This is a genomic window from Streptococcus sp. 1453, assembly GCF_013276955.1.
Classification (GTDB): domain Bacteria; phylum Bacillota; class Bacilli; order Lactobacillales; family Streptococcaceae; genus Streptococcus.
On the sequence record NZ_VMLZ01000003.1, the window covers coordinates 166,771 to 191,486 of the forward strand.

28 protein-coding genes, 1 pseudogene and 1 other annotated feature are annotated in these 24,716 nt (G+C 39.5%); of the genes and pseudogenes, 12 read left to right on the top strand and 17 right to left on the bottom strand.

Features of this window, described 5'->3' with window-relative positions; all coding sequences use genetic code 11:
* Positions 1–792 precede the first annotated feature (792 nt).
* Both HW098_RS02670 and HW098_RS02675 read right to left on the bottom strand, forming a co-directional pair.
* Entirely contained in the window at positions 793–1,068 is a 276-nt protein-coding gene (locus HW098_RS02670; protein ID WP_001284639.1) for an HU family DNA-binding protein, read from the bottom strand.
* A gap of 106 nt (positions 1,069–1,174) precedes the next feature.
* Positions 1,175–2,014 (bottom strand): DegV family protein, encoded by an 840-nt coding sequence (locus HW098_RS02675; protein ID WP_176139208.1) that lies wholly within the window; start codon positions 2,012–2,014, stop codon positions 1,175–1,177.
* A gap of 141 nt (positions 2,015–2,155) precedes the next feature.
* Between HW098_RS02675 and HW098_RS02680 the strand changes: the two genes are divergently transcribed.
* Entirely contained in the window at positions 2,156–3,004 is an 849-nt protein-coding gene (locus tag HW098_RS02680) for a YitT family protein (protein WP_023942678.1), read from the top strand.
* 87 nt (positions 3,005–3,091) lie between these two features.
* On the opposite strand, the gene HW098_RS02685 is transcribed toward HW098_RS02680, so the two are convergent.
* Positions 3,092–4,009, bottom strand: a complete 918-nt coding sequence (locus HW098_RS02685) for a bifunctional riboflavin kinase/FAD synthetase (RefSeq protein ID WP_000587437.1) — start codon at positions 4,007–4,009, stop codon at positions 3,092–3,094.
* 307 nt (positions 4,010–4,316) lie between these two features.
* Here HW098_RS02685 and HW098_RS10715 point away from each other — a divergent pair, with 307 nt between their 5' ends.
* Together HW098_RS10715 and HW098_RS02690 are read left to right on the top strand one after the other, a co-directional pair.
* Positions 4,317–4,451 (top strand): SPJ_0845 family protein, encoded by a 135-nt coding sequence (locus HW098_RS10715; protein WP_057487670.1) that lies wholly within the window; start codon positions 4,317–4,319, stop codon positions 4,449–4,451.
* Positions 4,452–4,502: 51 nt separating this feature from the next.
* Positions 4,503–4,640, top strand: a pseudogene (locus tag HW098_RS02690) (TIGR03943 family protein); the annotation flags it as partial.
* Positions 4,641–4,859: 219 nt separating this feature from the next.
* Here HW098_RS02690 and rpmA read toward each other — a convergent pair.
* From rpmA to HW098_RS02710, 4 genes are all read right to left on the bottom strand, one after another.
* A complete protein-coding gene (gene rpmA / locus HW098_RS02695) occupies positions 4,860–5,153 on the bottom strand; it encodes a 50S ribosomal protein L27 (RefSeq protein ID WP_000916509.1) in 294 nt (97 codons plus the stop codon).
* A gap of 16 nt (positions 5,154–5,169) precedes the next feature.
* Positions 5,170–5,514, bottom strand: coding sequence for a ribosomal-processing cysteine protease Prp (locus HW098_RS02700; protein ID WP_000613694.1), 345 nt, complete (start codon positions 5,512–5,514; stop codon positions 5,170–5,172).
* Between the two features lie 15 nt (positions 5,515–5,529).
* Complete coding sequence (rplU, locus tag HW098_RS02705; protein WP_176139209.1) at positions 5,530–5,844, bottom strand: 50S ribosomal protein L21; 315 nt, start codon at positions 5,842–5,844, stop codon at positions 5,530–5,532.
* A gap of 35 nt (positions 5,845–5,879) precedes the next feature.
* Positions 5,880–5,967, bottom strand: a sequence feature (ribosomal protein L21 leader region).
* A gap of 64 nt (positions 5,968–6,031) precedes the next feature.
* Positions 6,032–6,718: a YoaK family protein gene (locus HW098_RS02710; protein WP_176139210.1), complete on the bottom strand. Its 687-nt coding sequence runs from the start codon at positions 6,716–6,718 to the stop codon at positions 6,032–6,034.
* Positions 6,719–7,132: 414 nt separating this feature from the next.
* Between HW098_RS02710 and HW098_RS02715 the strand changes: the two genes are divergently transcribed.
* Positions 7,133–7,432 carry a YbaB/EbfC family nucleoid-associated protein gene (locus tag HW098_RS02715; RefSeq protein WP_176139211.1) on the top strand — a complete coding sequence of 100 codons (300 nt, stop codon included), beginning with the start codon at positions 7,133–7,135 and terminating at the stop codon, positions 7,430–7,432.
* Between the two features lie 452 nt (positions 7,433–7,884).
* On the opposite strand, the gene pta is transcribed toward HW098_RS02715, so the two are convergent.
* From pta to HW098_RS02735, 4 genes are read right to left on the bottom strand one after another with little or no spacing between them, the layout of a single operon-like run.
* A complete protein-coding gene (pta, locus tag HW098_RS02720) occupies positions 7,885–8,859 on the bottom strand; it encodes a phosphate acetyltransferase (RefSeq protein WP_176139212.1) in 975 nt (324 codons plus the stop codon).
* Positions 8,860–8,902: 43 nt separating this feature from the next.
* Positions 8,903–9,799 (bottom strand): RluA family pseudouridine synthase, encoded by an 897-nt coding sequence (locus HW098_RS02725; RefSeq protein ID WP_176139213.1) that lies wholly within the window; start codon positions 9,797–9,799, stop codon positions 8,903–8,905.
* A complete protein-coding gene (locus tag HW098_RS02730) occupies positions 9,796–10,614 on the bottom strand; it encodes an NAD kinase (RefSeq protein WP_176139214.1) in 819 nt (272 codons plus the stop codon). Before HW098_RS02730 ends, HW098_RS02725 begins: the two co-directional genes overlap by 4 nt.
* A complete protein-coding gene (locus HW098_RS02735; RefSeq protein ID WP_176139215.1) occupies positions 10,598–11,269 on the bottom strand; it encodes a GTP pyrophosphokinase family protein in 672 nt (223 codons plus the stop codon). Before HW098_RS02735 ends, HW098_RS02730 begins: the two co-directional genes overlap by 17 nt.
* 128 nt (positions 11,270–11,397) lie before the next feature.
* Here HW098_RS02735 and HW098_RS02740 point away from each other — a divergent pair, with 128 nt between their 5' ends.
* From HW098_RS02740 to HW098_RS02770, 7 genes are all read left to right on the top strand, one after another.
* Positions 11,398–11,967: a CYTH domain-containing protein gene (locus tag HW098_RS02740; RefSeq protein ID WP_175879945.1), complete on the top strand. Its 570-nt coding sequence runs from the start codon at positions 11,398–11,400 to the stop codon at positions 11,965–11,967.
* Between the two features lie 112 nt (positions 11,968–12,079).
* A complete protein-coding gene (locus tag HW098_RS02745; protein ID WP_175879946.1) occupies positions 12,080–13,039 on the top strand; it encodes a ribose-phosphate diphosphokinase in 960 nt (319 codons plus the stop codon).
* A 9-nt stretch (positions 13,040–13,048) separates the two neighbouring features.
* Entirely contained in the window at positions 13,049–14,164 is a 1,116-nt protein-coding gene (locus tag HW098_RS02750; protein WP_176139216.1) for a cysteine desulfurase family protein, read from the top strand.
* 4 nt (positions 14,165–14,168) lie between these two features.
* Entirely contained in the window at positions 14,169–14,516 is a 348-nt protein-coding gene (locus HW098_RS02755; protein WP_000863540.1) for a DUF1831 domain-containing protein, read from the top strand.
* 7 nt (positions 14,517–14,523) lie between these two features.
* Positions 14,524–14,739 (top strand): DUF4649 family protein, encoded by a 216-nt coding sequence (locus tag HW098_RS02760; RefSeq protein ID WP_176139217.1) that lies wholly within the window; start codon positions 14,524–14,526, stop codon positions 14,737–14,739.
* Positions 14,740–14,821: 82 nt separating this feature from the next.
* On the top strand, positions 14,822–15,463 hold the full coding sequence (locus tag HW098_RS02765) for a redox-sensing transcriptional repressor Rex (protein ID WP_000653417.1): 642 nt from the start codon (positions 14,822–14,824) through the stop codon (positions 15,461–15,463).
* A gap of 17 nt (positions 15,464–15,480) precedes the next feature.
* Positions 15,481–16,170: a gamma-glutamyl-gamma-aminobutyrate hydrolase family protein gene (locus tag HW098_RS02770; protein WP_176139218.1), complete on the top strand. Its 690-nt coding sequence runs from the start codon at positions 15,481–15,483 to the stop codon at positions 16,168–16,170.
* Here the strand turns inward: HW098_RS02770 and radC are convergent.
* The 6 genes from radC to HW098_RS02800 all read right to left on the bottom strand — a co-directional run bounded on the left by radC (position 16,167) and on the right by HW098_RS02800 (position 23,670).
* The gene (radC, locus tag HW098_RS02775; protein WP_176139219.1) at positions 16,167–16,847 is read right to left on the bottom strand and encodes a DNA repair protein RadC; all 681 of its coding nucleotides are present in this window, start codon (positions 16,845–16,847) and stop codon (positions 16,167–16,169) included. The two genes, HW098_RS02770 and radC, sit on opposite strands and share 4 nt — an antisense overlap.
* A 42-nt stretch (positions 16,848–16,889) precedes the next feature.
* Positions 16,890–19,181: a DNA helicase PcrA gene (pcrA, locus tag HW098_RS02780; RefSeq protein WP_176139220.1), complete on the bottom strand. Its 2,292-nt coding sequence runs from the start codon at positions 19,179–19,181 to the stop codon at positions 16,890–16,892.
* Between the two features lie 516 nt (positions 19,182–19,697).
* The gene (locus HW098_RS02785) at positions 19,698–20,558 is read right to left on the bottom strand and encodes a methionyl aminopeptidase (protein ID WP_084953909.1); all 861 of its coding nucleotides are present in this window, start codon (positions 20,556–20,558) and stop codon (positions 19,698–19,700) included.
* 15 nt (positions 20,559–20,573) lie between these two features.
* Positions 20,574–21,851 (bottom strand): CBS-HotDog domain-containing transcription factor SpxR, encoded by a 1,278-nt coding sequence (gene spxR / locus HW098_RS02790; protein WP_000033820.1) that lies wholly within the window; start codon positions 21,849–21,851, stop codon positions 20,574–20,576.
* Positions 21,844–22,395: a GNAT family N-acetyltransferase gene (locus HW098_RS02795; RefSeq protein WP_176139221.1), complete on the bottom strand. Its 552-nt coding sequence runs from the start codon at positions 22,393–22,395 to the stop codon at positions 21,844–21,846. Before HW098_RS02795 ends, spxR begins: the two co-directional genes overlap by 8 nt.
* A gap of 15 nt (positions 22,396–22,410) precedes the next feature.
* Entirely contained in the window at positions 22,411–23,670 is a 1,260-nt protein-coding gene (locus HW098_RS02800; protein ID WP_176139222.1) for a UDP-N-acetylglucosamine 1-carboxyvinyltransferase, read from the bottom strand.
* A 142-nt stretch (positions 23,671–23,812) separates the two neighbouring features.
* Here HW098_RS02800 and HW098_RS10450 point away from each other — a divergent pair, with 142 nt between their 5' ends.
* Positions 23,813–23,983, top strand: a complete 171-nt coding sequence (locus tag HW098_RS10450) for a chlorohydrolase (RefSeq protein ID WP_240149448.1) — start codon at positions 23,813–23,815, stop codon at positions 23,981–23,983.
* Positions 23,984–24,716: the final 733 nt, after the last annotated feature.

Consider the following 24,716-nt stretch of genomic DNA (forward strand, 5'->3'; position numbering starts at 1 on the left):
TCTATTATTTAATTCTTTTCATTACATACGTACGTATAGCAGATTGAAATAAGATGAGAACAAATCGATTGAGGAAGTAAAATTAATTTCTATAAATGTTTTAGAAATTGTTTCGTACTATTTTAGATTCAACTACTATATATACAATATTTTCGGAGCATTCAACTTTTTAACTCTATTTATTACTAGATTATTCCCCCCTTCGCTCCACTTCCATTACAGAAGTTTCCTCACTACTATGGGCTCGGCTGACTTCTCATGATTCGTTGTTACTACGCTTTCAGCGCTCATGATACCTCGCGGATAAGTCGTACATCTTTCCTAGTTTATACAAGATATGAGGACGTTAGAAGGTTACAGTGAAAATAGGAAATCTGACGCAGAGTCTTTAGGCTCTAGGAAGATTTATCTTTTTCACACAAACCTTAGTCCGAATTCAATTACTCTCGTGATTTACGCATATAGGTTACGACTACCTTTTTGGACTTTAGAGTTTGAAGCCCCCTTATCCGCTATATACGCCTTACTATCACGTTCCTGTTCGTAGAGCCACGATTTCGCCATCCCTTCCTCTGACGATTCTTATTTCCAACGTCAGACTTAAAACGGTCTATCCCCAGACCATTTTAATCCGCTACCTCACGATAGTCAGGCTTGGGAATCGCTATTGGGTTCACCGGTAGCAGGTGCCCACCGAGGACTTACACCTCAGATATACGACATGCCTATCGTACGTAAAAAGCCTACTGCCCAAGCTAGAAAGCTTGATACAATAGGCTTTTAAAAGGCTGATTATTTAACAGCGTCTTTAAGAGCTTTACCAGCTTTGAATGCTGGAACTTTAGAAGCTGCAATTGTCATTTCTTTACCAGTTTGTGGGTTGCGACCTTTACGTTCTGCACGCTCACGAACTTCAAAGTTACCAAAACCGATCAATTGAACTTTTTCACCAGCTGCAAGATAGTCAGCTACCGCTGCAAATACAGCTTCAACTGCTGCTGCTGAGTCTTTCTTAGTCAATTCTGTAGCTTCTGCTACTTTAGCGATCAAATCTTGTTTGTTTGCCATGTTAACGATTCCTCCAAATAATTTCTAATTAACAAATATAATCATATCCTAAAATCCCTTTTAGGTCAAGTTAAAAACGCTATTTCTTCCCATTTTATTTATTTTTTTAGGAGTGGTAACGTACCAAAATAGCCCAAGCGTTCTCACCCGTGTGAGTTTGAATAATGGAACCCGTTTCCAAAACAGAAATTGGCTTTTCAACATAAGCTTGTAAGCTTTCTTTCATCTCTTTTGCCCAATCATCACTACCAGAATATGAAATTCCAATCTCTGCTACAGAACGTTCAGAAAGCGATGTTATCAACTCATCTAACCATTTTTTAAAAGTTTTAGCTCCACGACCTTTAACCATTGGCTGCAATTCATGGTCTTTCATTTGCATGACAACACGGATATTGAGAAGGGAGCTCAACAATCCAGTTACACGGCCAATTCGTCCACCTTTGACAAGATTTTCCAAAGTTGAAACGCCAATATAGAGTTCTGTGTGGTTTTTAACCTCTTCTACATGAGATAAGATTTCCTCCAACTCTTTGCCTTCTTGCGCTAATTTTGCAGCCTCAACAACTTGGAATTTCAAAGCTTGGTCAGTGAAGGAACTGTCAATAACTGTTACGTCGGCAGTAGATAGGCTAGCACCTTGACGCGCTGCTTCTACAGTCCCCGAAAGAGCATGGGACATATGAATAGCAAGAATCTGGCTGCCATCCTTGCACAAGTCTTCAAACACTTCAGCAAAGATACCTACAGGCGGCTGGCTTGTTTTCGGAAGATTCTTAGCTTCTTGCATCAACTGAAGAAATTTACCTTCCTCTTTCAAATCAGCATCAGAATAAACAACATTATCAATCATTACAGATAATGGAACAATTGTAATATCTAATTGTTTTACGAGTTCTGGTTCAATAGTAACAGATGAATCGGTTACAATCTTAATTTTTGTCATAGTATCAATCTTTCTATTTTAGGATTCAGATTGGTTTTCTTACTTCTAATTATATCAAAAAAAGATTAAAAATCCTAATGGAGTCACTCAAATTTTCCGTAAAAATTTGATATAATCAACTTATAAGAAAAGAGGTGTCCTATGATTAAAAAAATTTACCCCATTTTTACCATTTTACTAGGTGCTGCTATTTATGCTTTTGGGCTGACTTATTTTGTAGTTCCTCATCATCTCTTTGAAGGAGGGGCGACAGGTATTACCCTTATCACCTTTTATCTTTTTAAAATCCCTGTTTCCCTCATGAACCTGCTGATTAACATTCCCCTTTTCATCCTAGCTTGGAAAATATTTGGAGCAAAATCCCTCTACTCTAGTTTACTAGGAACCTTAGCCTTATCCGCCTGGTTAGCCTTTTTTGAGCGTATTCCCCTTCATATTGATCTTCAAGGTGATTTACTAATCACAGCCCTTATAGCGGGAATTCTATTGGGAATTGGCCTTGGAATTATTTTTAATGCTGGAGGTACAACTGGCGGAACTGATATTCTAGCTCGTATTCTCAATAAATACACTCATATATCCATGGGAAAACTGCTCTTTATCTTAGATTTTTGTATTCTCATGCTCATTCTCCTTATCTTCAAGGATTTGAGATTGGTTTCCTACACACTCTTATTTGATTTTATTGTTTCTCGTGTCATTGATTTGATTGGCGAAGGTGGCTACGCAGGTAAAGGCTTTATGATTATCACAAAACGTCCTGACCAACTTGCTAAGGCGATCAATGATGACCTAGGAAGAGGTGTTACTTTTATTTCTGGTCAAGGCTACTATAGTCAAAAAGATTTGAAAATCATTTACTGTATTGTCGGTAGAAATGAGATTGTGAAAATGAAGGAAATGATTCATCGAATCGATCCTCAAGCCTTTATAACCATTACAGAAGCCCACGAAATCCTTGGAGAAGGATTTACCTTTGAAAAAGAATAAAAAGAGGTAATGTCGTGACCTCAAAAGTTAGACTAAATCATCTATCTTTTGGGTTACAAATAACCTCTTTTTTGTTTACTCAAGCTCTTAAGACCAATTTCGAGCTACTTCTTCATCAGCCTTTAACTGATCCACTAATTGGTCAACTGAGTCAAATTTGGTCATATCTCGAATGCGATCAAGCCAATAAACCATGACGGTTTCCCCATAAATATCTTGATTAAAATCAAAAATATTGACTTCAAAACGTGCTTCTTCTCCATCAAAGGTCACGTTTTTCCCGACACTAGCCATAGCACGATACTTCTGTCTTTGAATCTCAACATCAACGACATAAACGCCATCTGCTGGCATATAAGTGCGGTCTAAAAGCACTAAATTAGCTGTTGGATAACCAATTGTACGACCACGAGCATTGCCATGAACCACCATACCTCTTGATGGAAGCGGTGCTCCCAAAAGTTCTCCTGCTTCTTTCACATTTCCATCTAAAATAGCTTGACGGATACGAGTTGAACTAATCTTTCCTTTCTCGTCTTCTACAGGTGGAACAATGATAACTTCTCCATCAAAGTAATCCTTTAAATCTTCTGCTGTTTTTTTGTCAGAACCAAATGTATAATCAAAACCTGCAACAATAATTTTGGCATTCATAGCCTTGATATAAGTTGCAAAAAATTCTTCTGCCGTGAGACTAGCGAATTGACTACTAAAATCAAGGAGATATAATTCTTCTACGCCTTCACGCTTTAATTTCCTCTCACGTTCAGCAGGGTTCAAAATATGCAAAAACAGATCAGGATGATAAGGCTCTAAAGCGATCTTTGGAGATTCATTAAAGGTCATAACCACGATAGGCAATAAATCCTTTCTCGCAGCCTTATTGGCAACACGAAATAATTCTTGATGCCCCTTGTGTATACCATCAAAATAGCCAAGGACTACGACTGAATCAGATGGTGTGCCAATATCTTTTTGGTTTTTTATAGGAATAGTAATTATCATAAACTAATTATATCATAGCGATAGCTATTTCTGGAACAGAAAATCTGAAATGTCGTTTTTTTAACCTGAAGTGTACCTATTTTCAAAAAGCTCTTCACTCTATCGTTGCTTAACTATGAACTTTGCAATATTCTTCTCAAAAACTTATAGGGCATCTTCAAAAGTTTGAAAGGAGTGATTAGACTTGTTCAGTAACCATAAAGTGTCATACTATGCTTATGTATGAAAAAGCAATGCAACTAACTCCTGAGAACTTTAAATTACTAATTGGTGTCGAAAAGGTAGAATTTAGAATCGAGGTACACCTATGGCTGTAAAATTTACAAAACGAGACAACTTGGGCAAGATATTTGAAGAGTTTCCTAAACTCCCTGATTTGAAGCAAGTCACTTTCCCTGATGACAAAGAAAAAAAGCCAAAGCAGAAAAGAAAAACTAGATGACTGCTTTTCAACAACTTCCATTCAGTGTGCTTCAAATTGGAGCTATTTTTCTCTCCATCTGTTAGCTTGGTTTCTCAGACCATTTCAGCTAAAGAATATCATTTTCCCTTATCAGAAGGAACCGCTCAAGCCATTCAGACAAGTGAAGGGACGACAAGCCAATATTTGAAACCAGATACCAGTTCTTATAGTCAATTGAAATAAAATCTGAAGAAATCGAGTAGGAAACTCAAATCAATTTTTAGCAGTGTTCTATTCCAGATTCAATCCACTATACATATTAAAAAGTATGGGTACCAAAACAAAAAACAGGCTCTCCGAAAACTCGGAAAGCCTTAATTTATGCTATTTCTAGCTTCCTCGCCTTTACATTTCAAGGCTCGGGATAAAAAGGTTCACTGGACCTTTTTATTTAGCGATTGGGTAAACAGAAACTTGTTTTTTATCGCGTCCTTTACGTTCAAAGCGTACTACGCCTTCAACTTTAGCGAACAAAGTATCGTCTCCACCACGTCCAACGTTTACACCTGGGTAGATGTGTGTACCACGTTGACGGTAAAGGATTGATCCACCTGTTACAGTTTGTCCGTCAGCTGCTTTAGCTCCAAGACGTTTTGCTTGTGAATCACGTCCGTTTGATGTAGAACCTCCACCTTTTTTGTGGGCGAAAAGTTGCAAGTTGTTAAGAGTCATTTTTAACATAATGTTTTCCTCCGTGTTAGTTTTCTGTGATAACTCTGGTTTGGACGAACTCAGAAGAGTTCTCCGATAAGTTTGCCATACCTAAGAAAAATGATTCAAAGAATAACTGGGTCATTTCTCTCTGGTGTGAAGGAAGATCTTTTGGAATTTCAACCATCAGATAGCCACCTTCATCTTCGTTTAATTCTAGGATTGGTTCATAGCCTGCAAATTTCTCAATGGAATTGATAAAGTTAATGGCAAGCGTAGAAACCGATGCACACACGACATCAAAGCCGTATTCGCCACTCTCGGCGTGTCCAGTAATTTCCGCACTCCTCAGCTCGCCATCTTCGGCTCTCTCAAAGACTGCTTGTATCATGTGTTCTCCTTAAAATTAAGCGTTGATTGTGTTGATGACAACTTTAGTATATGGTTGACGGTGACCTTGTTTACGGTGGCTACCTTTTTTAGGTTTGTACTTGTAAGTAACAACTTTCTTTTGTTTTCCTTGTTTTTCAACAGTTCCAACTACAGTAGCTCCAGCAACAAGTGGAGTTCCGACAACAGTGTTTTCACCACCAACAAGAACAACTTCGTTAAAAGTAACTTCTTGACCAGCTTCAACGTTCAATTTTTCAACGTAAACTGCTTGACCAACTTCAACTTTAACTTGTTTTCCGCCAGTTTTGATAATTGCGTATGTGCTCATTATGCACCTCCTATGATTTTTATGGGTTTCCCCGATTTTTTGTGAAGACTCGCCTAGCATCGTGGGACGAACCACTTAAACTTGAATAATCAAGCAACGATGTTCGTGCGGTTGCACAGGAACGTGCATAGTCAACTCTCTAAGTATAGCATATCTCCTATTTTCTTACAAGTAATAACACCTAAAATCAAGCTTTTTCTTTTACTTTTTTCTGCCACGAGGCAAAAAGCATGCTGAGGTAAAAAATGCTCATCATAATAGGAATACCAAGAATGGTCTTTTCCTGATAGAAAATCGTCAAATAGGCTGAAAAGACAACACCAAGGACAAAACTACTAAGCAGGCTAACAAATATGAACCCTTCACGCAAAAAAGGAGTGTGCTTGGTTCGGAAATAATCTCCAAAAGCCAACATGGTCCGTTTGATATTCCCTGTCATAAAGGCATTATTGTAAGCAATACCCGACACTTCTCCAAAAGCAGTTGTCACCAGTCCCATACAGAAGGCCAAGGGCGGTACTAGATAGATATTATCTACAGTTTGCGGCACAAAACCAATAATAATTGATAAGATTGCCAAAGGAATCAGTGACAGAATTGGCTTTTTCACAATTCTCAATTTTTCCTTATAAATCGTTAGTAAAAAAACTCCCAGCATAAATGCTATTAAAGTTAAAAGCTTATCCCTAACATCCGAAACATTATTTTGTATTAGCTCTACCGAAAGAAAGACAACATTTCCAGTTTGTCCAGCTACAAGGGTATTCCCGCGAACAATAAAAGTGTAAGCATCCACATATCCAGCACAAAAGGTCAAAAAAAGTGCTAACCTTTTAGACTGACGTGATATTTTTCTTATAGGTAATAACCTCATTTTCCCTCCTATTGTATTTTCTCTTAGAAATATTGTACCATTTTCTTTCTAAAAAATCGTAGGCTACCATTTAGATTTTACTATTAGCATAAAAATAATAACAGACAACTATTTATCCAAAAATAGATAGAGGTAACATGTTTGTAAACAAAGCATACGAACCTTTAGTAAAATCATTTCCATGAAACTAGAATAGAGCCCCTCTTAGCAAAAATCATTATTTTAATTTATGTCTAATCACTCCTTGACATAAATAACTCTCACCAATAAAAGACTATGTCTTAAAAAAATGGTATAATAAAATCAATACTTGGGCTTGATGGCTATGCTACTAATAACAATTAGGAGAGAAAATCAGGCACTTGTTAACAACAAGGATTATCCCCTTGAGATGAAAGGAATTTTAGAAATCTTATGATGAACATGCAAAACATGATGCGTCAAGCACAAAAACTTCAAAAACAAATGGAACAAAGCCAGGCCGAACTTGCTGCCATGCAATTTGTTGGCAAATCTGCTCAAGACCTTGTCCAAGCGACCTTAACTGGAGATAAGAAAGTTGTCAGCATTGATTTCAATCCAGCTATCGTTGACCCAGAGGACGTTGAAACTCTTTCTGATATGACCGTTCAAGCCATCAACTCTGCTCTTGAACAAATCGATAAAACTACCAAGAAAAAACTGGGTGCTTTCGCTGGGAAATTGCCATTCTAAAAACAAGGAGCTAGAAAACAATACTTGTCGATAACAAAGGCTAAGAAAGGTGCAAAAATTATAAAAAACGCATAATAGCAGGTGTACAAAAAACACTCAATATTATGCGTTTTCTCATGAAAAAATTCTCTTTTCATACTCATTTAATACTCTTCAAAAATCAAATTCAAACCATATCAGCGTCGGCTTGTCGTACTCAAGTACTGCCTGCGCCTAGCTTTCTAGTTTGCTCTTTGATTTTTATTGAGTATAAAATCCAAAAGGGAATTTATCGTTTTACGGACATGTATATTACAGATTTCTATAGGTCGTATATAGACAGGATATCATCGCTTGGAAGTTGTCCTTTTTGACACCAATCAGTAATTTAGTTCTCAGGAGTTAATGGTAGTGCTTTTCGTACATAGTTTCATAACTACAGTATAGCATAGTATATCGCTTTATAGTTTTCACTATTGATGAACAGCTTGAGCTGCTGTGATAAGGGTCAACTTGTACACATCATCAGCATTACATCCACGAGAGAGGTCGTTAACAGGCTTGTTCAAACCTTGTAAAACAGGTCCTACAGCCGCAAAGTCACCAAGACGTTCTGCCATCTTGTAGCCGATATTTCCTGCCTCGATACCTGGGAAGATGAAGACATTTGCTTGACCAGCTACCGTACTTCCAGGAGCTTTCAGAGCTGCAGTTTCTGGAACAAAGGCTGCATCAAATTGCAACTCACCGTCGATTTCGAGGTCAGGACGCAAGTCGTGAGCAATTTTAGTTGCTTCAACAACCTTATCAACACTTTCACCAAAGCCTGAACCTTTACTTGAATAGCTCAACATAGCAATTTTTGGTTCTATACCAAACATCTTAGCTGTGATTGCTGAGTTGATGGCAATCTCAGCCAAAGCTTCCGCGTCTGGATTGATGTTGATGGCACAGTCTCCAAACAGGTAACGTTCCGTACCACGAACCATGAGGAAGGCACCTGAAGTACGAGTCACATTTGGACGAGTTTTAATGATTTGTAGGGCTGGGCGAACTGTTGAAGCAGTTGAGTGAATCGCACCTGACACCATTCCATCAACCAAGCCCAAGTAAACCAACATAACACCAAAATAGTTGACATCTTCAACCAAAACCTTGCGTGCATCTTCTTCAGACATTTTGCCCTTACGACGCTCCACCAAGGCAGCAACCATTTCTTCAAATTGAGGATAATGTTGAGGGTCAATGACTTCATAACCATCCATGATCCCTTCAATTTCAAGATAAATTTTAATTTTTTCAGGATTTCCTAACAAAACAGGAATCACTTCTGTTTCTTTTACCAAACGTTTAGTCGCTTGAAGAATACGCGGCTCTTCCCCTTCAGGGAGAACGATACGAGCATTTTTACCAACAAGGTTGGCTTTTAGACTTTCAAAAACTTCCATGAGTTTTCTCCTTTTAGATAATAATTATACTCTGAATCAGTTTTTATAGAGTATTAGTTGATAACTGGGTAATAAGGTTGCTGAAATCATCCGGCAAGGAACTGTCTAACTGCAAGTCTTGCTCTAAAAATGGATGATAAAAGGATAGGTAATGGCAATGCAGGGCCTGACGTTGGATGCCGTCGTCCAGACTACCACCGTACAAATCATCGCCCAACAAAGGAAAACCAATATGAGAAAAATGGACTCGGATTTGGTGGGTTCGACCAGTATGCAAGCGAATGTCGACCAAGTGAATATTTCCATAGGAAACGACAATCTTATATGATGTATGGGCATACTTTCCACCTTTAGCCACCCGTCTAGTGATAATAGAGTCTTCATCACGCGCAATCGGAGCAATAATTTCCCCCTCTGGCTCCAAGTATCCATCACCTTTAACCAAAGCAAAGTAGCGTTTCTCGATAGACTTTTTCTGCAACTGCTTGTCTAATCGTGCATGGGCATAGCCGTGTTTTGCAAAGAGCATCAGGCCAGAAGTATCTCTATCAAGTCTGGTCACAATGTGAACCTGCTGATTTTCATAATTTTGCTTGACGTAGTAACCCTTGATAAAATTGGCAATGGTATTGGAGTGATTGACACTAGGAATAGAAGCCACTCCATAGGGTTTATTCAAGACTAGAAAATGGTCATCCTCATAGAGAATATCCAGTGGGCGCTCTATAGCTTCCAGAGTTTCAAAGCCTTCCTCAGCAGGAATATCAATGGTAACGCGGTCTCCAAGATCCAATAGATACGTTGCATTTTGCGGTTGGTCATTGACCAGAATAGCCCCACCTCGAAACTTAATCTTGGCCAAAAGTCCCTTAGAAACCTCGTGCTTTTTCAAAAAGGTCTTAACCTTGACATGTTCATCTGCGATAAATTCAAACCTCATTCGTCCACCTCACCGATAAAGGCATCCTTAACGCGGTTCCAGAAACTGGTATGGCTAGGAGTCGCGACAAAGTGAATCTTATGATGATCAATTTGATACTCGATTCGCTCGATACTACGGAAAGAATAAACGCTATTGTCAACCGAAATGGTGTGGTAATCATTTCTTGTTGGAATGAGTTCAATCTTATCCTTCTTAGGCACAATAATGGAAGAGCCCAGCGTTCGATAGACACGATTATTGAGGCTGGCAATTTCCGTCAACTGAAGAGCTTCAATGGTAGGGTGTAAAACAGCACCACCAAGAGACTTGTTATAGGCAGTACTACCAGTCGGTGTCGAAACTGTTAGCCCGTCTCCACGAAAACGTTCAAAGGGAACACCATTGATGACAATATCTGCCACCATGGTTCGATCGGATCTGCGAATGCTGGCTTCGTTGAGGGCACGAAAAATCTTGACATCTCCATTTCCAAGAAAAACCTTCACATTTAGAACAGGGTAAGAAACCCTTGCTCCGGTATCTAGCTGCAAATTGGTCATTAACTTATCCAACTCAAAATCACGATAATCGGTATAAAAGCCCAGATGTCCTGTATGAAGACCGATAAAGCGTACCTTATCAAGTTGGTCTTCGTACTTATGAAAGGCCGACAAGAGCATGCCATCTCCACCAATGGAAATGACAATATCCGGACTGCTATCATTGAGTATAAACTGATTTCTCTTCAAACGATCTCGCAATTCATACAAAACCCTTTGACTCTGCGGTTTTCTATTGGCTATCAAGTCAATTCGTTTACCTGTATTCTTCATCTGTATCGTCACTGTTTCCTACACCGTCATTTAATTTTCTACTCAAGGGATCAAAAAGTGCCTGGGCTTCTTGGATATCATCACGAATTTTACCCATTTCTTCATCCAACTGATGGGCGATTCTAGCTGTAATTTCCAGTCGCTTCTTAATCTCCTCTGGGAAATCCCCTTGGTACTTGTAGTTGAGAGAATGTTCTATCGTTGCCCAGAAATTCATGGCCAAAGTACGAATTTGAATTTCTGCCAAAATAGTCTTAGCTCCATTGATTGTATCAACCATATATTCTACTACCACATGATAGGAACGGTAGCCTGAAGCCTTTCGATGAGTAATGTAATCTCGCTCCTGTATGATACGCATATCCTGACGCTTACGCAAAATTTCCACTACTTCCTTAACGTCATCTACAAACTGAACCATCACACGTAAGCCAGCAATATCCTGCAAATCGTGTTCCAAGGTCTCATAAGTAATGCCACGACGAGCCATTTTTTCCTTGATACTCTCAATTGGCTTGACTCGACCAGTCACAAACTCAATCGGAGAATGTTTATTTTGCTTACGATATTGCTTACGAATACCACGAAGTTTAATCTTTAACTCACCAACAGCTTGAATGTAAGGATCTAGAAATTCTTCCCATTCTAAGGTCATATATTCTCCCTTATTCTCATATTATCCTTCAAAAATATCTTTGATTTTTTCTCCAGATTCATATACAATAAATACAATGCTTATTATACCATAAATCCGCTTTCAACGATAAAGAAAAGGTAAGAAAAATGAAACATTTAGAAATTGAATTGAAAACACTCTTGAAAAAAGATGAATATAACCGTCTAAAAGACCAGTTCACAGGTGTCACTCCTGTTCTTCAAAAAAATTACTACATAGACACGCCTGATTTTGAACTGCGAGAAAAGAAAGTCGCTATGCGCATTCGAACCTTTGAAGACTGGGCTGAGTTGACACTCAAAGTCCCACAAAGTGTCGGAAACATGGAATACAATCAAAAATTGCAACTAAAAGATGCTGAAAACTATCTGATCAAGAAAGAACTTCCTCAGGGGCTGGTTCTTGATGAATTAGCTAAACATGGTATCCAAACTAGTGAATGGCAGGTTCTTGGTTGTCTCACAACACTTCGCTATGAAATGAAGACAGCTATTGGCCTCATGGCACTGGATGAAAGTCAGTACTTTGATATGACAGATTACGAATTGGAGCTTGAAGTGGAAAATCACGAGCAAGGGAAACAGGATTTCCAGCAATTTTTAGAGGAAAATCAGATTTCTTATCAAAAAGCTCCTTCAAAATTGGTTCGATTTGTCAAAAGCATGAAAAATAGCTGAAATAATCTCCATTTTTTGGTAAAATAGAAAAGATAAAAATACACGAATCCCAGTTCATATATGTAAGGCAAATATCACTAGGATTTAAAAAGTTTACAGAGGACGGTCTATAATGTCAGATAGAAAAAACATGAAACTTTTCGCACTCAACTCTAACCAAGAGATTGCACAGAAAATTGCTCAAGCTGTTGGTGTCCCACTTGGAAAACTATCATCACGTCAATTTTCAGACGGAGAAATCCAAGTAAATATCGAAGAAAGTGTCCGTGGCTATGATGTTTACATCATCCAATCAACAAGTTTCCCTGTCAACAACCACCTAATGGAATTGTTGATCATGGTTGATGCTTGTGTTCGTGCAAGTGCCCACAGTATCAACGTTGTCCTTCCATATTTCGGCTATGCACGTCAAGACCGCATTGCTTCACCACGTGAACCACTTACAGCGAAACTAGTTGCCAATATGCTGGTTAAGGCTGGGGTTGATCGTATCCTGACTCTTGATTTGCATGCCGTTCAAGTTCAAGGTTTCTTTGATATTCCAGTGGATAATCTTTTCACTGTTCCCCTATTCGCAAAACATTACTGCGATAAGGGCCTCCTTGGCTCAGATATTGTTGTTGTTAGCCCTAAAAATTCAGGTGTGAAACGTGCTCGTAGCTTGGCTGAGTATCTTGATGCTCCTATCGCCATTATCGACTACCCTCAAGACGATGCAACTCGTAACGAAGGTTATATTATTGGTGATGTTGAAGGTAAGAAAGCCATCTTGATTGACGATATTCTTAATACAGGACGTACCTTCTCTGAAGCTGCTAAAATCGTTGAACGTGAAGGGGCTACAGAAATTTATGCTGTTTCTAGCCACGGTCTCTTCGTTGAAGGTGCTGCTGAACTTCTTGACAATACTAAGATTAACGAAATTCTTGTGACTGATTCAGTAGCAACAAAAGAAAAAACTCCTAAAAACGTATGCTACATCACTGCTAGTGAGTTAATTGGTGATGCCATCGTCCGTATCCACGAAAGAAAACCAGTCAGCCCACTCTTTGCTTACAACAAAAAGAAATAAGGTGATTCTTTGATTTATTTGGACAATGCTGCGACGACTCCTATGTCAGCAGTTGCTATTTCAGCTATGACCAAGGTGATGCAAGAAACCCATGGAAATCCTTCTAGTATTCATGGGCATGGTCGTCAAGCTGGCAAACTCTTGCGAGAAGCCCGTCAGGAACTAGCTCAGTTACTGGGGACAAAACCTCAACATATCTTTTTCACTTCTGGTGGGACTGAAGGAAACAATACTGCCATCATTGGCTACTGCCTTCGTCACCAGGAACAAGGAAAACATATTATCACAACTGCTATTGAGCACCATGCTGTCCTTGAAACAATTGATTACTTGGTTCAACACTTTGGGTTTGAAGCAACCATTATCCAGCCAGAAAATCAAGAAATCACCGCCCAGCAAATTCAAGAGGCCTTACGTGACGATACGATTTTGGTTTCTACCATGTTTGCCAATAATGAGACTGGAAACCTACTGCCCATTGCTGAAATTGGCCAAATACTCAAGCAACACCCAGCCGCCTATCATGTCGATGCAGTTCAGGCTATTGGTAAAATCCCTATACACCCAGAAGAATTGGGCATTGATTTTCTCACTGCTTCTGCCCACAAGTTCCATGGTCCTAAGGGAATTGGTTTTCTCTACGCATCAAGCATGGACTTTGATTCCTATCTCCATGGCGGAGACCAAGAACAGAAAAAACGAGCCGGAACTGAAAATCTAGCTGCCATCGTGGGTATGGTTGCAGCCCTAAAAGAAGACCTAGAAAAACAGGAAGAACATTTCCAACATGTACAAAATCTAGAAACTGCCTTTCTGGCAGAACTAGAGGGCATTCAATATTACTTGAATAGAGGAGAACATCATCTCCCTTATGTCCTCAATATTGGATTTCCTGATCAAAAAAATGACCTCTTACTCCTTCGGCTAGATTTAGCTGGAATTTCAATCTCTACTGGCTCAGCCTGTACAGCAGGCATTGTCCAATCCAGCCATGTTCTTGAAGCCATGTACAGAGCAAATTCAGACCGCTTGAAGGAATCCGTTCGTATCAGTTTGTCTCCACAAAATACTGTTGAAGACCTACAAACCCTCGCAAAAACCTTAAAAGAAATTATCGGAGGTTAGCCATATGGCATTTGAAAAAACCATTCAGTTAAAAAATTGTCGTTACGACTACACTCTTAGCCCTTCTGTTAAAAAATTCACCCTCAAAGACAATACTTTTTTTGAGACAAAGGTTGGTAACTATGAACTAACTCGCCTACTTGAAAAAGTGCCAAACAGCGGTGAAGGCTTCCAACTTAAAATCATCATTAACAAGGAACTTACAGGGGCTAAAATCAATATCACTGACAAGTTTGGGCTACGTCTAGTTGATATTTTCAAATCAGAAGACCACCACATTCATCAGGAAAAATTCTACTTCCTCATGGATAGCTTGGTAGAACGTGGTGTCTTTACAAAATCAGAAAGATAGAGCTAAAATGTTTGAACTGACCTATAAGGACAGCTATCATGTTGAGCGTACTCTCAAGTATGAGGATTATGAAGCTCTCATGCTAGCTCTGTCAGGATGTGTAACCCTACCAGATACACTGTATGTGACTTCTTTGACTTTTGAGGGACAGGAAGTTTACCAAGGACTGGTCGGAGACCTCTACCGTTTTCTATCACATGCAGATTTTTTACAACAAAACTAAGATTTTTCTTAGTTTTTTCTTGTTTTTGTTGATTTTTTCACAATGTTTCTATAAAATAGAAGAATAGAAAGGTTGTGATTTTGTGAAAGATAAACAGTCTGCTATTCCAAAAGCTACAGCGAAAAGACTCTCTCTCTACTATCGAATTTTTAAGAGATTTCATGCAGAAAAGATTGAACGTGCCAACTCTAAGCAAATTGCAGAGGCCATTGGGATTGATTCAGCGACCGTACGTCGGGATTTTTCCTATTTTGGTGAACTAGGTCGGCGTGGATTTGGATATGATGTCAAAAAACTGATGACATTTTTTGCCGATTTGCTCAATGATAACTCTATTACCAATGTCATGCTGGTTGGTATTGGAAATATGGGCCATGCCCTTCTCCACTACCGCTTCCACGAGCGTAACAAGATGAAGATTATCATGGCCTTTGACCTAGATGACCATCCCGAAGTCGGAACCCAAACTCCTGATGGAATTCCTATTTACGGGATTTCTCAAATCAAGGATAAAATCAAGGATGCTGATGTGAAGACTGCTATCCTGACCGTTCCCAGCGTTAAGTCACAAGAGGTTGCCAATCTCTTGGTTGATGCTGGCGTGAAAGGAATTCTTAGTTTTTCACCAGTCCATCTGCATTTACCAAAAGATGTGGTCGTTCAGTATGTCGATTTGACAAGTGAACTCCAAACCCTCCTCTATTTCATGCGAAAAGAGGATTAGAAAGCGAAAATCATTTTATGAAAAAACCAGTTATAGGGATTACAGGAAACGAAAAAACTCATCCTGATGATGACATCATGATGAGCTACGCAGCAAAAGGCTTTGTTGAAGGCGTTAAAGACGCTGGAGGGATTCCCATCATCCTACCGATTGGTGATCAAGAAATGGCTAGCCACTATATCAGTTTGATTGACAAGCTCATCTTGACAGGTGGGCAAAATGTTGATCCAAAATTCTATGGTGAACCAAAAACTATTGATAGCGATGACTACCACCTTCAAAGAGATATCTTCGAACTGGCCCTCATCAAGGAAGCTATTAAACAGAAAAAGCCAATTTTTTCTGTCTGCCGTGGAACACAACTCTTTAACGTTGCCATGGGTGGAACTTTGTACCAAGATATAGAAGACCATTGGCAGGATTGTTCGGCTGAGTACACAACCCAACGCTTGGTGACAGAACCAGATACTGTTCTCCGAGAAATCTATGGAGAAATCTCCCATATCAACTCCTTCCACCATCAGAGTATTAAGGATTTAGCACCTAACTTAAAGATTGCAGCTCATGATCCTAAGGATGGTATCATTGAAGCTGTCATGAGTACGGATGATGTCGCCTTTCTCGGTGTCCAATGGCATCCAGAATTTCTATTTGAAAATCGTCCCAAAGATAAAAACCTCTTTGACTATGTCGTTAATGAACTTTAGATTAAATCCGTCTTTTCACGATAACTAAAGTAATTAGAATGAGAGACAATCAAATGGTCCAAGAGGACAATCCCCATCAGTTCGCAGGCTTCTTTGACAAGTTTAGTGACATGATCATCATTTCGGCTAGGGGCTACCGCTCCTGAAGGATGATTGTGAACTAAGATGAGAGAGGTCGCCATATGCTTGATGGCATAGTGAAGAATCTCTCGCGGTTCAGCGATACTACGAGTTGCAGAACCGATAAAAATGGTCTGTTGATGGATGATTTGATTTTGAGTATTGAGATAGAGCGCCACCAGGTGCTCTTGTTTTTTATCCCCCAATTCCTGTTGCATCTTCTTGGCCAACTTTTGGCTACTAAGAATACTTTCCATCTCAAGGGTCTCATGTTTATGAATACGATGGCCCAGTTCAATCATAGCTTGTAATTCTATTGCCTTAACACGTCCGATACCAGATAGGCTCTGCAATTCCTGCAGGGTCATTTTTTTCAAATCCGTTAGGCTTGAAAGATTGCTCAAGACTTTCTGGGCAATTTCAAAAACGCTAGCCTGACGTGTCCCTGTCCTGAGTAGAATAGCTAGCAACTCTTGATTACTAAGCGCTTCTACTCCTTCCTTGGCCAGTCTTTCTCTTGGTAATAGTGAATCTTCTTGGAATGAAATACTGTACATAAAAATCCTCCTCACTTTATTATTCGTGAGAAGGATGAAAAATTAGATTTTTTTCTCAATTGGGGCTACACTAGCTAAAAGTTTTTTCAAACCTACTTCTGGGAAATTGATTTTTAATTCCTGCGTAGCACCGCTACCTGAAACTTCCAAAACAGTTCCCTCTCCCCATTTCTTGTGGAGAGCAATGTCACCAATAGACCAATTTGCTTCACTAGACGCTGATTTTGCTCCTGCTGTAAATTGACCAAATGGGAGACCGCTTGATTGGATAGTTCTTGGGGCAGCACTACGTTTACGATCTTGAAGAGCTTGAGCCAGGCTCATACCTTGACCGAAGGCAAGACCACCACTGCTATATGCTGCCTTAAAGCTTGAATTTGCTGGACGGGCTAGACCTTGGTACTCAAGCAAGTCTGAACTGATTTCGTTAATAAAACGAGTCGGACGATTGTAGTTGGTACGACCAAAAAGCAGGCGCGAATTGGCATTGGTCAGATAGAGGACTTTCTCTGCACGCGTAATTCCTACATAGGCTAGACGGCGCTCTTCTTCTAGTTCATCTTGATCTTCAGCTGCACGGCTAAGCGGGAAGACATTTTCTTCCATCCCAATCAAAAATACAACTGGAAACTCGAGACCTTTGGCAGCATGCAGGGTCATTAGGGTAACTTCTGATGTCTCCTGACTACCTGAATCTGTGTCGGCAATCAAGGCCAAGTCATTTAAGAAATGACTCAGTTTATCCAAACCAGTTTCCTCTTCTGGATCATCAGAGGTGTCATCAAAGTTCTTCGTAACAGAAAGAAACTCTTCGATATTTTCAACCCGAGCCTTGCTTTCTAGAGTCGCTTGGGCATTAAGAATATCAACGTAACCTGTTTTTTCTAAAACAGCCTCAACCAGCTCAGTAATGCTTAAGTGGTCCAGTTGTTCCCGCAAATCCAGAATCATATTGGCAAAATCCCAGATAGACTGGGCTGTTTTACCCTTGATACCAGATAACATGATATTGGCTGAAGCATCTAGCATGGACATATTTTGCAAATTTGCAAAGTCACGGATTTTCTCAACCGTACCTGGGCCAATTCCACGTTTCGGTTCGTTGATAATACGCTCAAAACTGATATTGTCACTCAAATTAGCAATGAGGTTTAGATAAGCGATAATATCTCGGATTTCCTTACGGCTGTAGAACTTGGTTCCTCCAACCATTGTATAAGGGATGTTAGATTTGAGCAGAGCTTCCTCAATAGTACGAGACTGGGCATTTGTACGATAGAGAACTGCAAAATCCTTGTGAAGAAAGTTTTGACTGCGACTAAGTTCATCGATGGTTTTGGCTACAAATACAGCCTCATCTAGCTCATCATCGGCACGATAGTAAACGATTTGCTCCCCATCAGCATTTTGAGTCCAGAGATTCTTAGGACGGCGGTTTTTATTGTTTTTAATGACCTCGTTGGCCGCTTGAAGAATGGTTTTGGTTGAACGGTAATTCTCCTCCAACAAAACAACCTTGGCTTGGGGATAATCCTTTTCGAAGTCCAAGATATTCTGCATATCAGCACCACGCCAACCGTAGATAGACTGGTCCGCATCCCCAACCACACAGATGTTTTTAAAGCGCGAAGCCAAGAGTTTGACCAATTGGTACTGAGCGTGGTTGGTATCTTGGTACTCATCAACGTGGATGTATTGAAACTTCTGCTGGTAATAAGTCAAAACATCAGGATTTTGATCAAAGAGACGCAAGGTCAGCATAATCAAATCATCAAAGTCAACCGACTCCGACTGACGCAGTTCTTTCTGATAGGCTGTATAACACTGGGCCACGATTTGCGTATACATATCTCCAGCTTGGGCAGCATAGGCAACATCATCAATCAGATCATTCTTAGCATTGGAAATAGTTCCTAAGATACTCCGTTCATTCCATTTTTTAGGATCCAAGTTCAACTGCTTGAGAATGCGTTTCATAAGAGTTCGCTGTTCACCAGAATCCACAATAGTAAAATTACGGTTGTAGCCAATATGGTCCGCATCGCGACGCAAAATACGCACACACATGGAGTGGAAGGTCGCAATCAGACAGTCCTGAGTAGCTGGATTGAGGTTATAAGCACGCTCTTTCATCTCACGCGCAGCCTTATTAGTAAAGGTAATGGCCAAGATATTCCACGGATTGACCAGCTTTTCATCGATTAAATAAGCGATACGGTGGGTCAAAACTCGAGTCTTCCCAGAACCAGCCCCTGCCATGATCAACAAGGGCCCTTCTGTCGTTTGCACAGCCTCAGCCTGACGGTCATTCATTCCATTTAATAATGCGTTCATCTTCTCTTCCTTACTCTTGAAGTCAATATCTCTATTATATCAGAATTCAGGGAAAATAGAAACTTTACAGGGAATAGCAAAATATAGTGGATTGAAACTAAAATACTACACTGTGGGTTTCTAAAACACTCGACTTTTTCACTCAATTTTTTCATAAACTAGCTCAATACCTCAATATAAAAAAGTAAATTTAAGATTGGCAATACGAACGTTAAACAGAATTCCATTTATCTTTTTAAAACCAAAACAACGATATCGTAAAACCTCTACACGAACAATAGATTGCGACACTAAAATATTCTCCCCTAGTTTTGCTTTACTAATAGTATATAGGAGGAGAGCCCTGAATCCTAGATCCTCTGTTATGATGTGGTTACAAACAGAGTTGAAAAAAATCTTAAAATCAGAAAAACGCATTATACCAGGCATTAAAAGCTTGATACAATGCATTTTATTATAAAAAGATCTACTGGATTTTTTATCAAAATAAACTTCCAGTAGTCTTTTCACTTTTTATTAATAAGTTCCTTCTTCACCTTGGCTAGTCAAGATAACAGGACCATCTTTCGTAATGACAAATTGGTGTTCATATTGACAAGATAGGCCACCGTCAATAGTCTTATGGGCCCAACCAGTCTTCATATCTGTATCGATTTCCCAGTCACCGGTATTGATCATTGGTTCAATGGTTAAGACCATTCCTTCACGGAGACGAAGCCCACGACCAGCAATACCATAGTTAGGAACCATTGGTTCTTCGTGCATAGTTGGGCCAACACCATGACCAACCAAATCACGCACTACACCGTAACCACGACTTTCAGCGTATTCTTGAATGGCTGCACCAATATCACCGATACGATTTCCAACAACAGCTTGCTCAATACCCTTGTACATGGCTTCTTTGGTTACATCCATCAAGTTTTTGACTTCTTCGGACGGTGTACCAACAGCATAAGCCCAACAAGAGTCTGCAAGACCACCAGAGTAACTCTGGGTGTATTTTTTCATTTGCTCAACATTGTTGAAGTTTAATTTTGAGACATTTAGGTCAGATTTAGCAATGGGACCTCCCAAAACCATGTCAACCTTGAGCAAATCACCATCTTTCAAGGTATAGTGACGAGGGAAAGCGTGAGCCACTTCATCATTAAGAGAGCAGCAGGTAGCATAAGGATAGTCCATCATGGCACCATCAACCCCAATCTGAAGCGGAAGGAAATTTTCTTCCTTGCAACGACGGCGGACATACTCTTCAACTTCCCACATATCTACGCCAGGCTTAATCAAATCACGTAAGCCTATATGAATACTTGCTAGAAAATCACCAGCCTTGTCCATAGCTTCGATTTCACGAGCTGATTTTAATGTTATCATTTTTTCTCCTAGTTTCTAATTAATTTTAACGGTCACATTTGCCTTTGAAACAATCTGGTGACCATGATAAATATCGTAATCAATAATAGCTGACCGTCTCGTATGGTGGATGATGCGTGCTTGAATGCGCAATATATCATCTATCTGCACAGCCTGCAAAAAGTAGATCAGCATTTGTTCGATGATGAGATTGCGACCACTATTCACAACTAAATCTTGGGTCATATGAGTCAGTATCTCCGCCAATACACCATTAGCCAAAACACCGTTCTTCTCTAGCATAAAGGGTTCCACTGTAATGACTACTTCATCATGGTGATAAGAAAGTTTTTGACCAATCTGCTCAGAAAAAGTCGGTAGAGCCGAAACTTGGGAACGACTCATCTTCTCCATGACATCCCGTCGTGTCACAACTCCAAGCAAGGTTTGATTATTCCGAACAACCGGTACCATTTCAAAGTCTTCTGCGATCATCCGTTGACTCACATTGGCAATATTTGTTGATAATCCAACTAAAAATAGACTACGAGACATGACTTTATCAATTGTGGTACTTGGTGACTTATCACCCGCATCTCTCATAGTAACAACCCCAACAACGACCTGATGTTGATTGATAACAGGGAAACGACTGCTACGATTCTTACGAACTAAGTCCAAATAATCTTTGACTGTGTCAGTCTCTCTCAGAAAACCATATTCATGACTTGGACGATAAAGTTTCTCAACTGTCAAAATATCAGTCTTGATTTGGACATTTGACAAGGCTTTATTGATCATAGTCGCGACGGTGAAAGTGTCATGCTTGCTTCTTAGAACTGGAATTCCTTTTTGATTGGCCAGTTTAAGAACATCATCATGAACATGAAAACCACCTGTAACCAAGACTGCATTTTCATTTTCAAGCGCTAATAATTGAATACGAGTCCGGTCTCCGACAATCAAGAGTCCCCCATCATGAAGGTAAGACAAGATATTTTGTTCAGTCATAGCACCGATTGAGAACTTACTAAATTCTCTTTCTAAACCTTCTTGCCCAGCCAGAACCTCAGAAGAAGTCACTTCTGCAATTTCTGCAAATGTTAATCTTTCAATCGCAACTTTCTGGGATTTGACGCGGATTGTTCCACTTCTAGGACGGGTCTCCACAATTCCACGGTTTTCAGCTTCCTTGATAGCGCGATAGGCAGTTCCATCACTGACTCCCAGATGGTTTGAAATGCTACGAACACTGACCCTTTTACCTACTGGTAATTCCTCCAAATAGCTTAGAATTTCTTGGTGTTTACTCATTAACTTCTCCCTTTACATACCGAAATTCAACATAATCCCGCATTTTTCTTGTGTAACGATCACTTCCCTTAAACTGACGAAACAAACTAAATCCAGACTTAAGAGCAACTCTTTGGCTAGCTTCATTTTCAAGGTGGGTAATGATAGATAATTGTTTTAATCCAAATTCCTCAAAAGAAAGTTGACAAATCTTTCTAACAACCTCTGTCATAAATCCTTGCGACCAAGCATCTTTTCTCAAAAAATAGCCAAGCTCAGCTTCTTTTTTGATTTCATCTAACTTTTCAAACTTAACAGAACCAATCATTTTTTCAGTTTTCTTGTCACAAATAGCCCACACTCCCAAAGGGGACTTCATAAAGTAATTGGCCAACGCATATTGGCTCTCTTCCAGACTTGCCTGAGTCGGGAAAATAAATTGAAGATTTTCTGGATTCGAAGCTATCTCATGGAAGTCCTGACTATCACTAAAAAAGAAAGGACGCAAATACAAGCGATCCGTTTCAAAAAAAGAAAACATTGCTAATTTGGTCCAAATATTCATAAACACCTCTACGGTTTAATCCTCAACAAGTGTAATATCCGCTCCTAGATTACGTAATTTTTCGATAATATCAGAATAACCACGTAAGATAAACTCGATATTGGTAATTTCAGTTTGTCCCTCGGCCATCAAACCAGCAATAACCAAAGCTGCACCAGCTCTTAAGTCGGTCGCTTTAACACTGGCCCCACGCAAATCACGTCCACCTGTGTACAAAATATGACCATTTGTTGTCGAAATGTCCGCATCCATCTTTGCTAGTTCAAAAACATGATTTACACGTTTTTCGTAAATCGTATCAACAATTGTACCACGACCATTCGCTCTTAGTAAAAGCGGGGTAATCGGTTGTTGCAAATCAGTTGCAAAGCCTGGGTAAGGAGCTGTCTTAATATTGATTGCTTTCAAATTAGACTGCTCTTCGACAAAAATGCTGTCTTCAGATACAGTCATTCGAACTCCCATTTCTTCCAGCTTAGCAATAAATCCTTCTAGGTGTTCGTAAAGAACATTATTGATACGAATTCCCTTACCAACTGCGGCAGCTAAAGAAATATATGTTCCAGCTTCGATACGGTCTGGAATCACCTGATGACGGGTTCCATGTAATCTTTCAACACCATCAATAATGATGATATTAGTTCCTGCCCCACGGATATGGGCACCCATATTATTCAAGAGAGTAGCTACATCGATAATCTCAGGCTCACGGGCTGCATTTTCAATAATAGTACGACCATTCGCTTTAACTGCAGCAATCATCGTATTGATCGTTGCCCCTACACTAACCGTATCCATGTAAATACTTGCACCGTGAAGTCCTGTATCTTTGACAGATAACTTCATGTTATCTCCCTCGTAGCTAACAGTAGCCCCCATAGCTTCAAACGCCTTAAGGTGTAAGTCAATCGGACGAGGACCAAGATCACATCCTCCCGGTAGACCAACTGTCGCTTCACCAAAACGACCCAAGAGGCTCCCATAAAAATAGTAAGATGCACGAAGACTATTGATTTTTCCATAAGGCATTGGAATATTTTGAACACCTCTTGGATCAATCTCCAATACATCGTCATAACGCTTAACAGTAGCTCCCATCAATTCCATAATTTCGACAAGACTCGCTACATCCGAAATATCTGGAACACAATCCAAAGTCACCACATCATCAGCCAAGATAATAGCCGGAATTAAGGCCACAACACTATTTTTAGCACCACTAATAGTGATTTCACCTTGTAGTGGTAATCCACCATTGATAACAATTTTTCTCATTCTAAGTTTTTAATACTCTTTCAAGATTTCTAATAAGGTCTTTAAAATAAATTATATCATAAATGCAACCTTTTTTCCATCCTTTTCAATTTTATTGGATAAATCAAAGTTGACGAGTTAGTAACTGAATTACTAATATTCAATGAAAATCAAAGAGCAAACTAGGAAACTAGCCGCAGGCTGCTCAAAACACTGTTTTGAGGTTGTAGATAAGACTGACGAAGGCAGCTCAAAACACTGTTTTGAGGTTGCAGATAGAACTGACGAAGTCAGTAACACATATATACGGCAAGGCGACGCTGACGTGGTTTGAAGAGATTTTCGAAGAGTATAATCTTTCTCGAAGCGCTATTACCCCTTTTTTGTCCCCTGAAACCAAGTAGGAGCTAAGACTAGCTCCCTTATCTAAGTATCGGAATACGGCTGTTCAACTAAATTTTAGCAAGAACTTCTCCCCCTTCTCTCAGTTCACAAAAGCGTTTTATACATACCGTCCTATATTTCATAAACAAGACGTTTTCAGGCTATCATCCTATCAGACAATCTATTTTAAAGATAACCGTGACTCAGGATCACTTCTATCTGTCGTTTTCTCTTTATAGTGATAGACCTCACGGGATAAGTCGTACATCTATCCTCGTTTATACAAGATATGAGGACGTTAAAAGGTTACAGTGAAAATAGGAAATCTTAGTACGAATTCAATTACTCTCGTGCTTTATGTATATAGGTTACGACTACCTTTTTGGAATTTAGAGTTTTGAGCCCCCTTATCTACTATATACGCCTTACTATCACGTTCCTGTTCGTAGAGCCACGATTTCGCTATCCCTTCCTCTGACGATTCTTATTTCCAGCATCAGACTTAAAACGGTCTATCCCTAGACCGTTTTAATCCGCTACCTCACGATAGTCAGGCTTGGGAATCGCTATTTGACTCGCCGAGAACTTTGACATCAGATATACTATAACAAAGTGAAATAAGAATTAAACAATTTAATTTTGAAATTCAAATCAATTGATAACAATATTTTAGAAGATATGCT

Bases quoted from the DNA above. Each gene is read 5' to 3' on its own strand.
- HW098_RS02670 (WP_001284639.1), bottom strand. From the start codon at position 1,068: ATGGCAAACAAACAAGATTTGATCGCTAAAGTAGCAGAAGCTACAGAA.
- HW098_RS02675 (WP_176139208.1), bottom strand. From the start codon at position 2,014: ATGACAAAAATTAAGATTGTAACCGATTCATCTGTTACTATTGAACCA.
- HW098_RS02680 (WP_023942678.1), top strand. From the start codon at position 2,156: ATGATTAAAAAAATTTACCCCATTTTTACCATTTTACTAGGTGCTGCT.
- HW098_RS02685 (WP_000587437.1), bottom strand. From the start codon at position 4,009: ATGATAATTACTATTCCTATAAAAAACCAAAAAGATATTGGCACACCA.
- HW098_RS10715 (WP_057487670.1), top strand. From the start codon at position 4,317: ATGGCTGTAAAATTTACAAAACGAGACAACTTGGGCAAGATATTTGAA.
- rpmA (WP_000916509.1), bottom strand. From the start codon at position 5,153: ATGTTAAAAATGACTCTTAACAACTTGCAACTTTTCGCCCACAAAAAA.
- HW098_RS02700 (WP_000613694.1), bottom strand. From the start codon at position 5,514: ATGATACAAGCAGTCTTTGAGAGAGCCGAAGATGGCGAGCTGAGGAGT.
- rplU (WP_176139209.1), bottom strand. From the start codon at position 5,844: ATGAGCACATACGCAATTATCAAAACTGGCGGAAAACAAGTTAAAGTT.
- HW098_RS02710 (WP_176139210.1), bottom strand. From the start codon at position 6,718: ATGAGGTTATTACCTATAAGAAAAATATCACGTCAGTCTAAAAGGTTA.
- HW098_RS02715 (WP_176139211.1), top strand. From the start codon at position 7,133: ATGATGAACATGCAAAACATGATGCGTCAAGCACAAAAACTTCAAAAA.
- pta (WP_176139212.1), bottom strand. From the start codon at position 8,859: ATGGAAGTTTTTGAAAGTCTAAAAGCCAACCTTGTTGGTAAAAATGCT.
- HW098_RS02725 (WP_176139213.1), bottom strand. From the start codon at position 9,799: ATGAGGTTTGAATTTATCGCAGATGAACATGTCAAGGTTAAGACCTTT.
- HW098_RS02730 (WP_176139214.1), bottom strand. From the start codon at position 10,614: ATGAAGAATACAGGTAAACGAATTGACTTGATAGCCAATAGAAAACCG.
- HW098_RS02735 (WP_176139215.1), bottom strand. From the start codon at position 11,269: ATGACCTTAGAATGGGAAGAATTTCTAGATCCTTACATTCAAGCTGTT.
- HW098_RS02740 (WP_175879945.1), top strand. From the start codon at position 11,398: ATGAAACATTTAGAAATTGAATTGAAAACACTCTTGAAAAAAGATGAA.
- HW098_RS02745 (WP_175879946.1), top strand. From the start codon at position 12,080: ATGTCAGATAGAAAAAACATGAAACTTTTCGCACTCAACTCTAACCAA.
- HW098_RS02755 (WP_000863540.1), top strand. From the start codon at position 14,169: ATGGCATTTGAAAAAACCATTCAGTTAAAAAATTGTCGTTACGACTAC.
- HW098_RS02760 (WP_176139217.1), top strand. From the start codon at position 14,524: ATGTTTGAACTGACCTATAAGGACAGCTATCATGTTGAGCGTACTCTC.
- HW098_RS02770 (WP_176139218.1), top strand. From the start codon at position 15,481: ATGAAAAAACCAGTTATAGGGATTACAGGAAACGAAAAAACTCATCCT.
- radC (WP_176139219.1), bottom strand. From the start codon at position 16,847: ATGTACAGTATTTCATTCCAAGAAGATTCACTATTACCAAGAGAAAGA.
- pcrA (WP_176139220.1), bottom strand. From the start codon at position 19,181: ATGAACGCATTATTAAATGGAATGAATGACCGTCAGGCTGAGGCTGTG.
- HW098_RS02785 (WP_084953909.1), bottom strand. From the start codon at position 20,558: ATGATAACATTAAAATCAGCTCGTGAAATCGAAGCTATGGACAAGGCT.
- spxR (WP_000033820.1), bottom strand. From the start codon at position 21,851: ATGAGTAAACACCAAGAAATTCTAAGCTATTTGGAGGAATTACCAGTA.
- HW098_RS02795 (WP_176139221.1), bottom strand. From the start codon at position 22,395: ATGAATATTTGGACCAAATTAGCAATGTTTTCTTTTTTTGAAACGGAT.
- HW098_RS02800 (WP_176139222.1), bottom strand. From the start codon at position 23,670: ATGAGAAAAATTGTTATCAATGGTGGATTACCACTACAAGGTGAAATC.
- HW098_RS10450 (WP_240149448.1), top strand. From the start codon at position 23,813: ATGAAAATCAAAGAGCAAACTAGGAAACTAGCCGCAGGCTGCTCAAAA.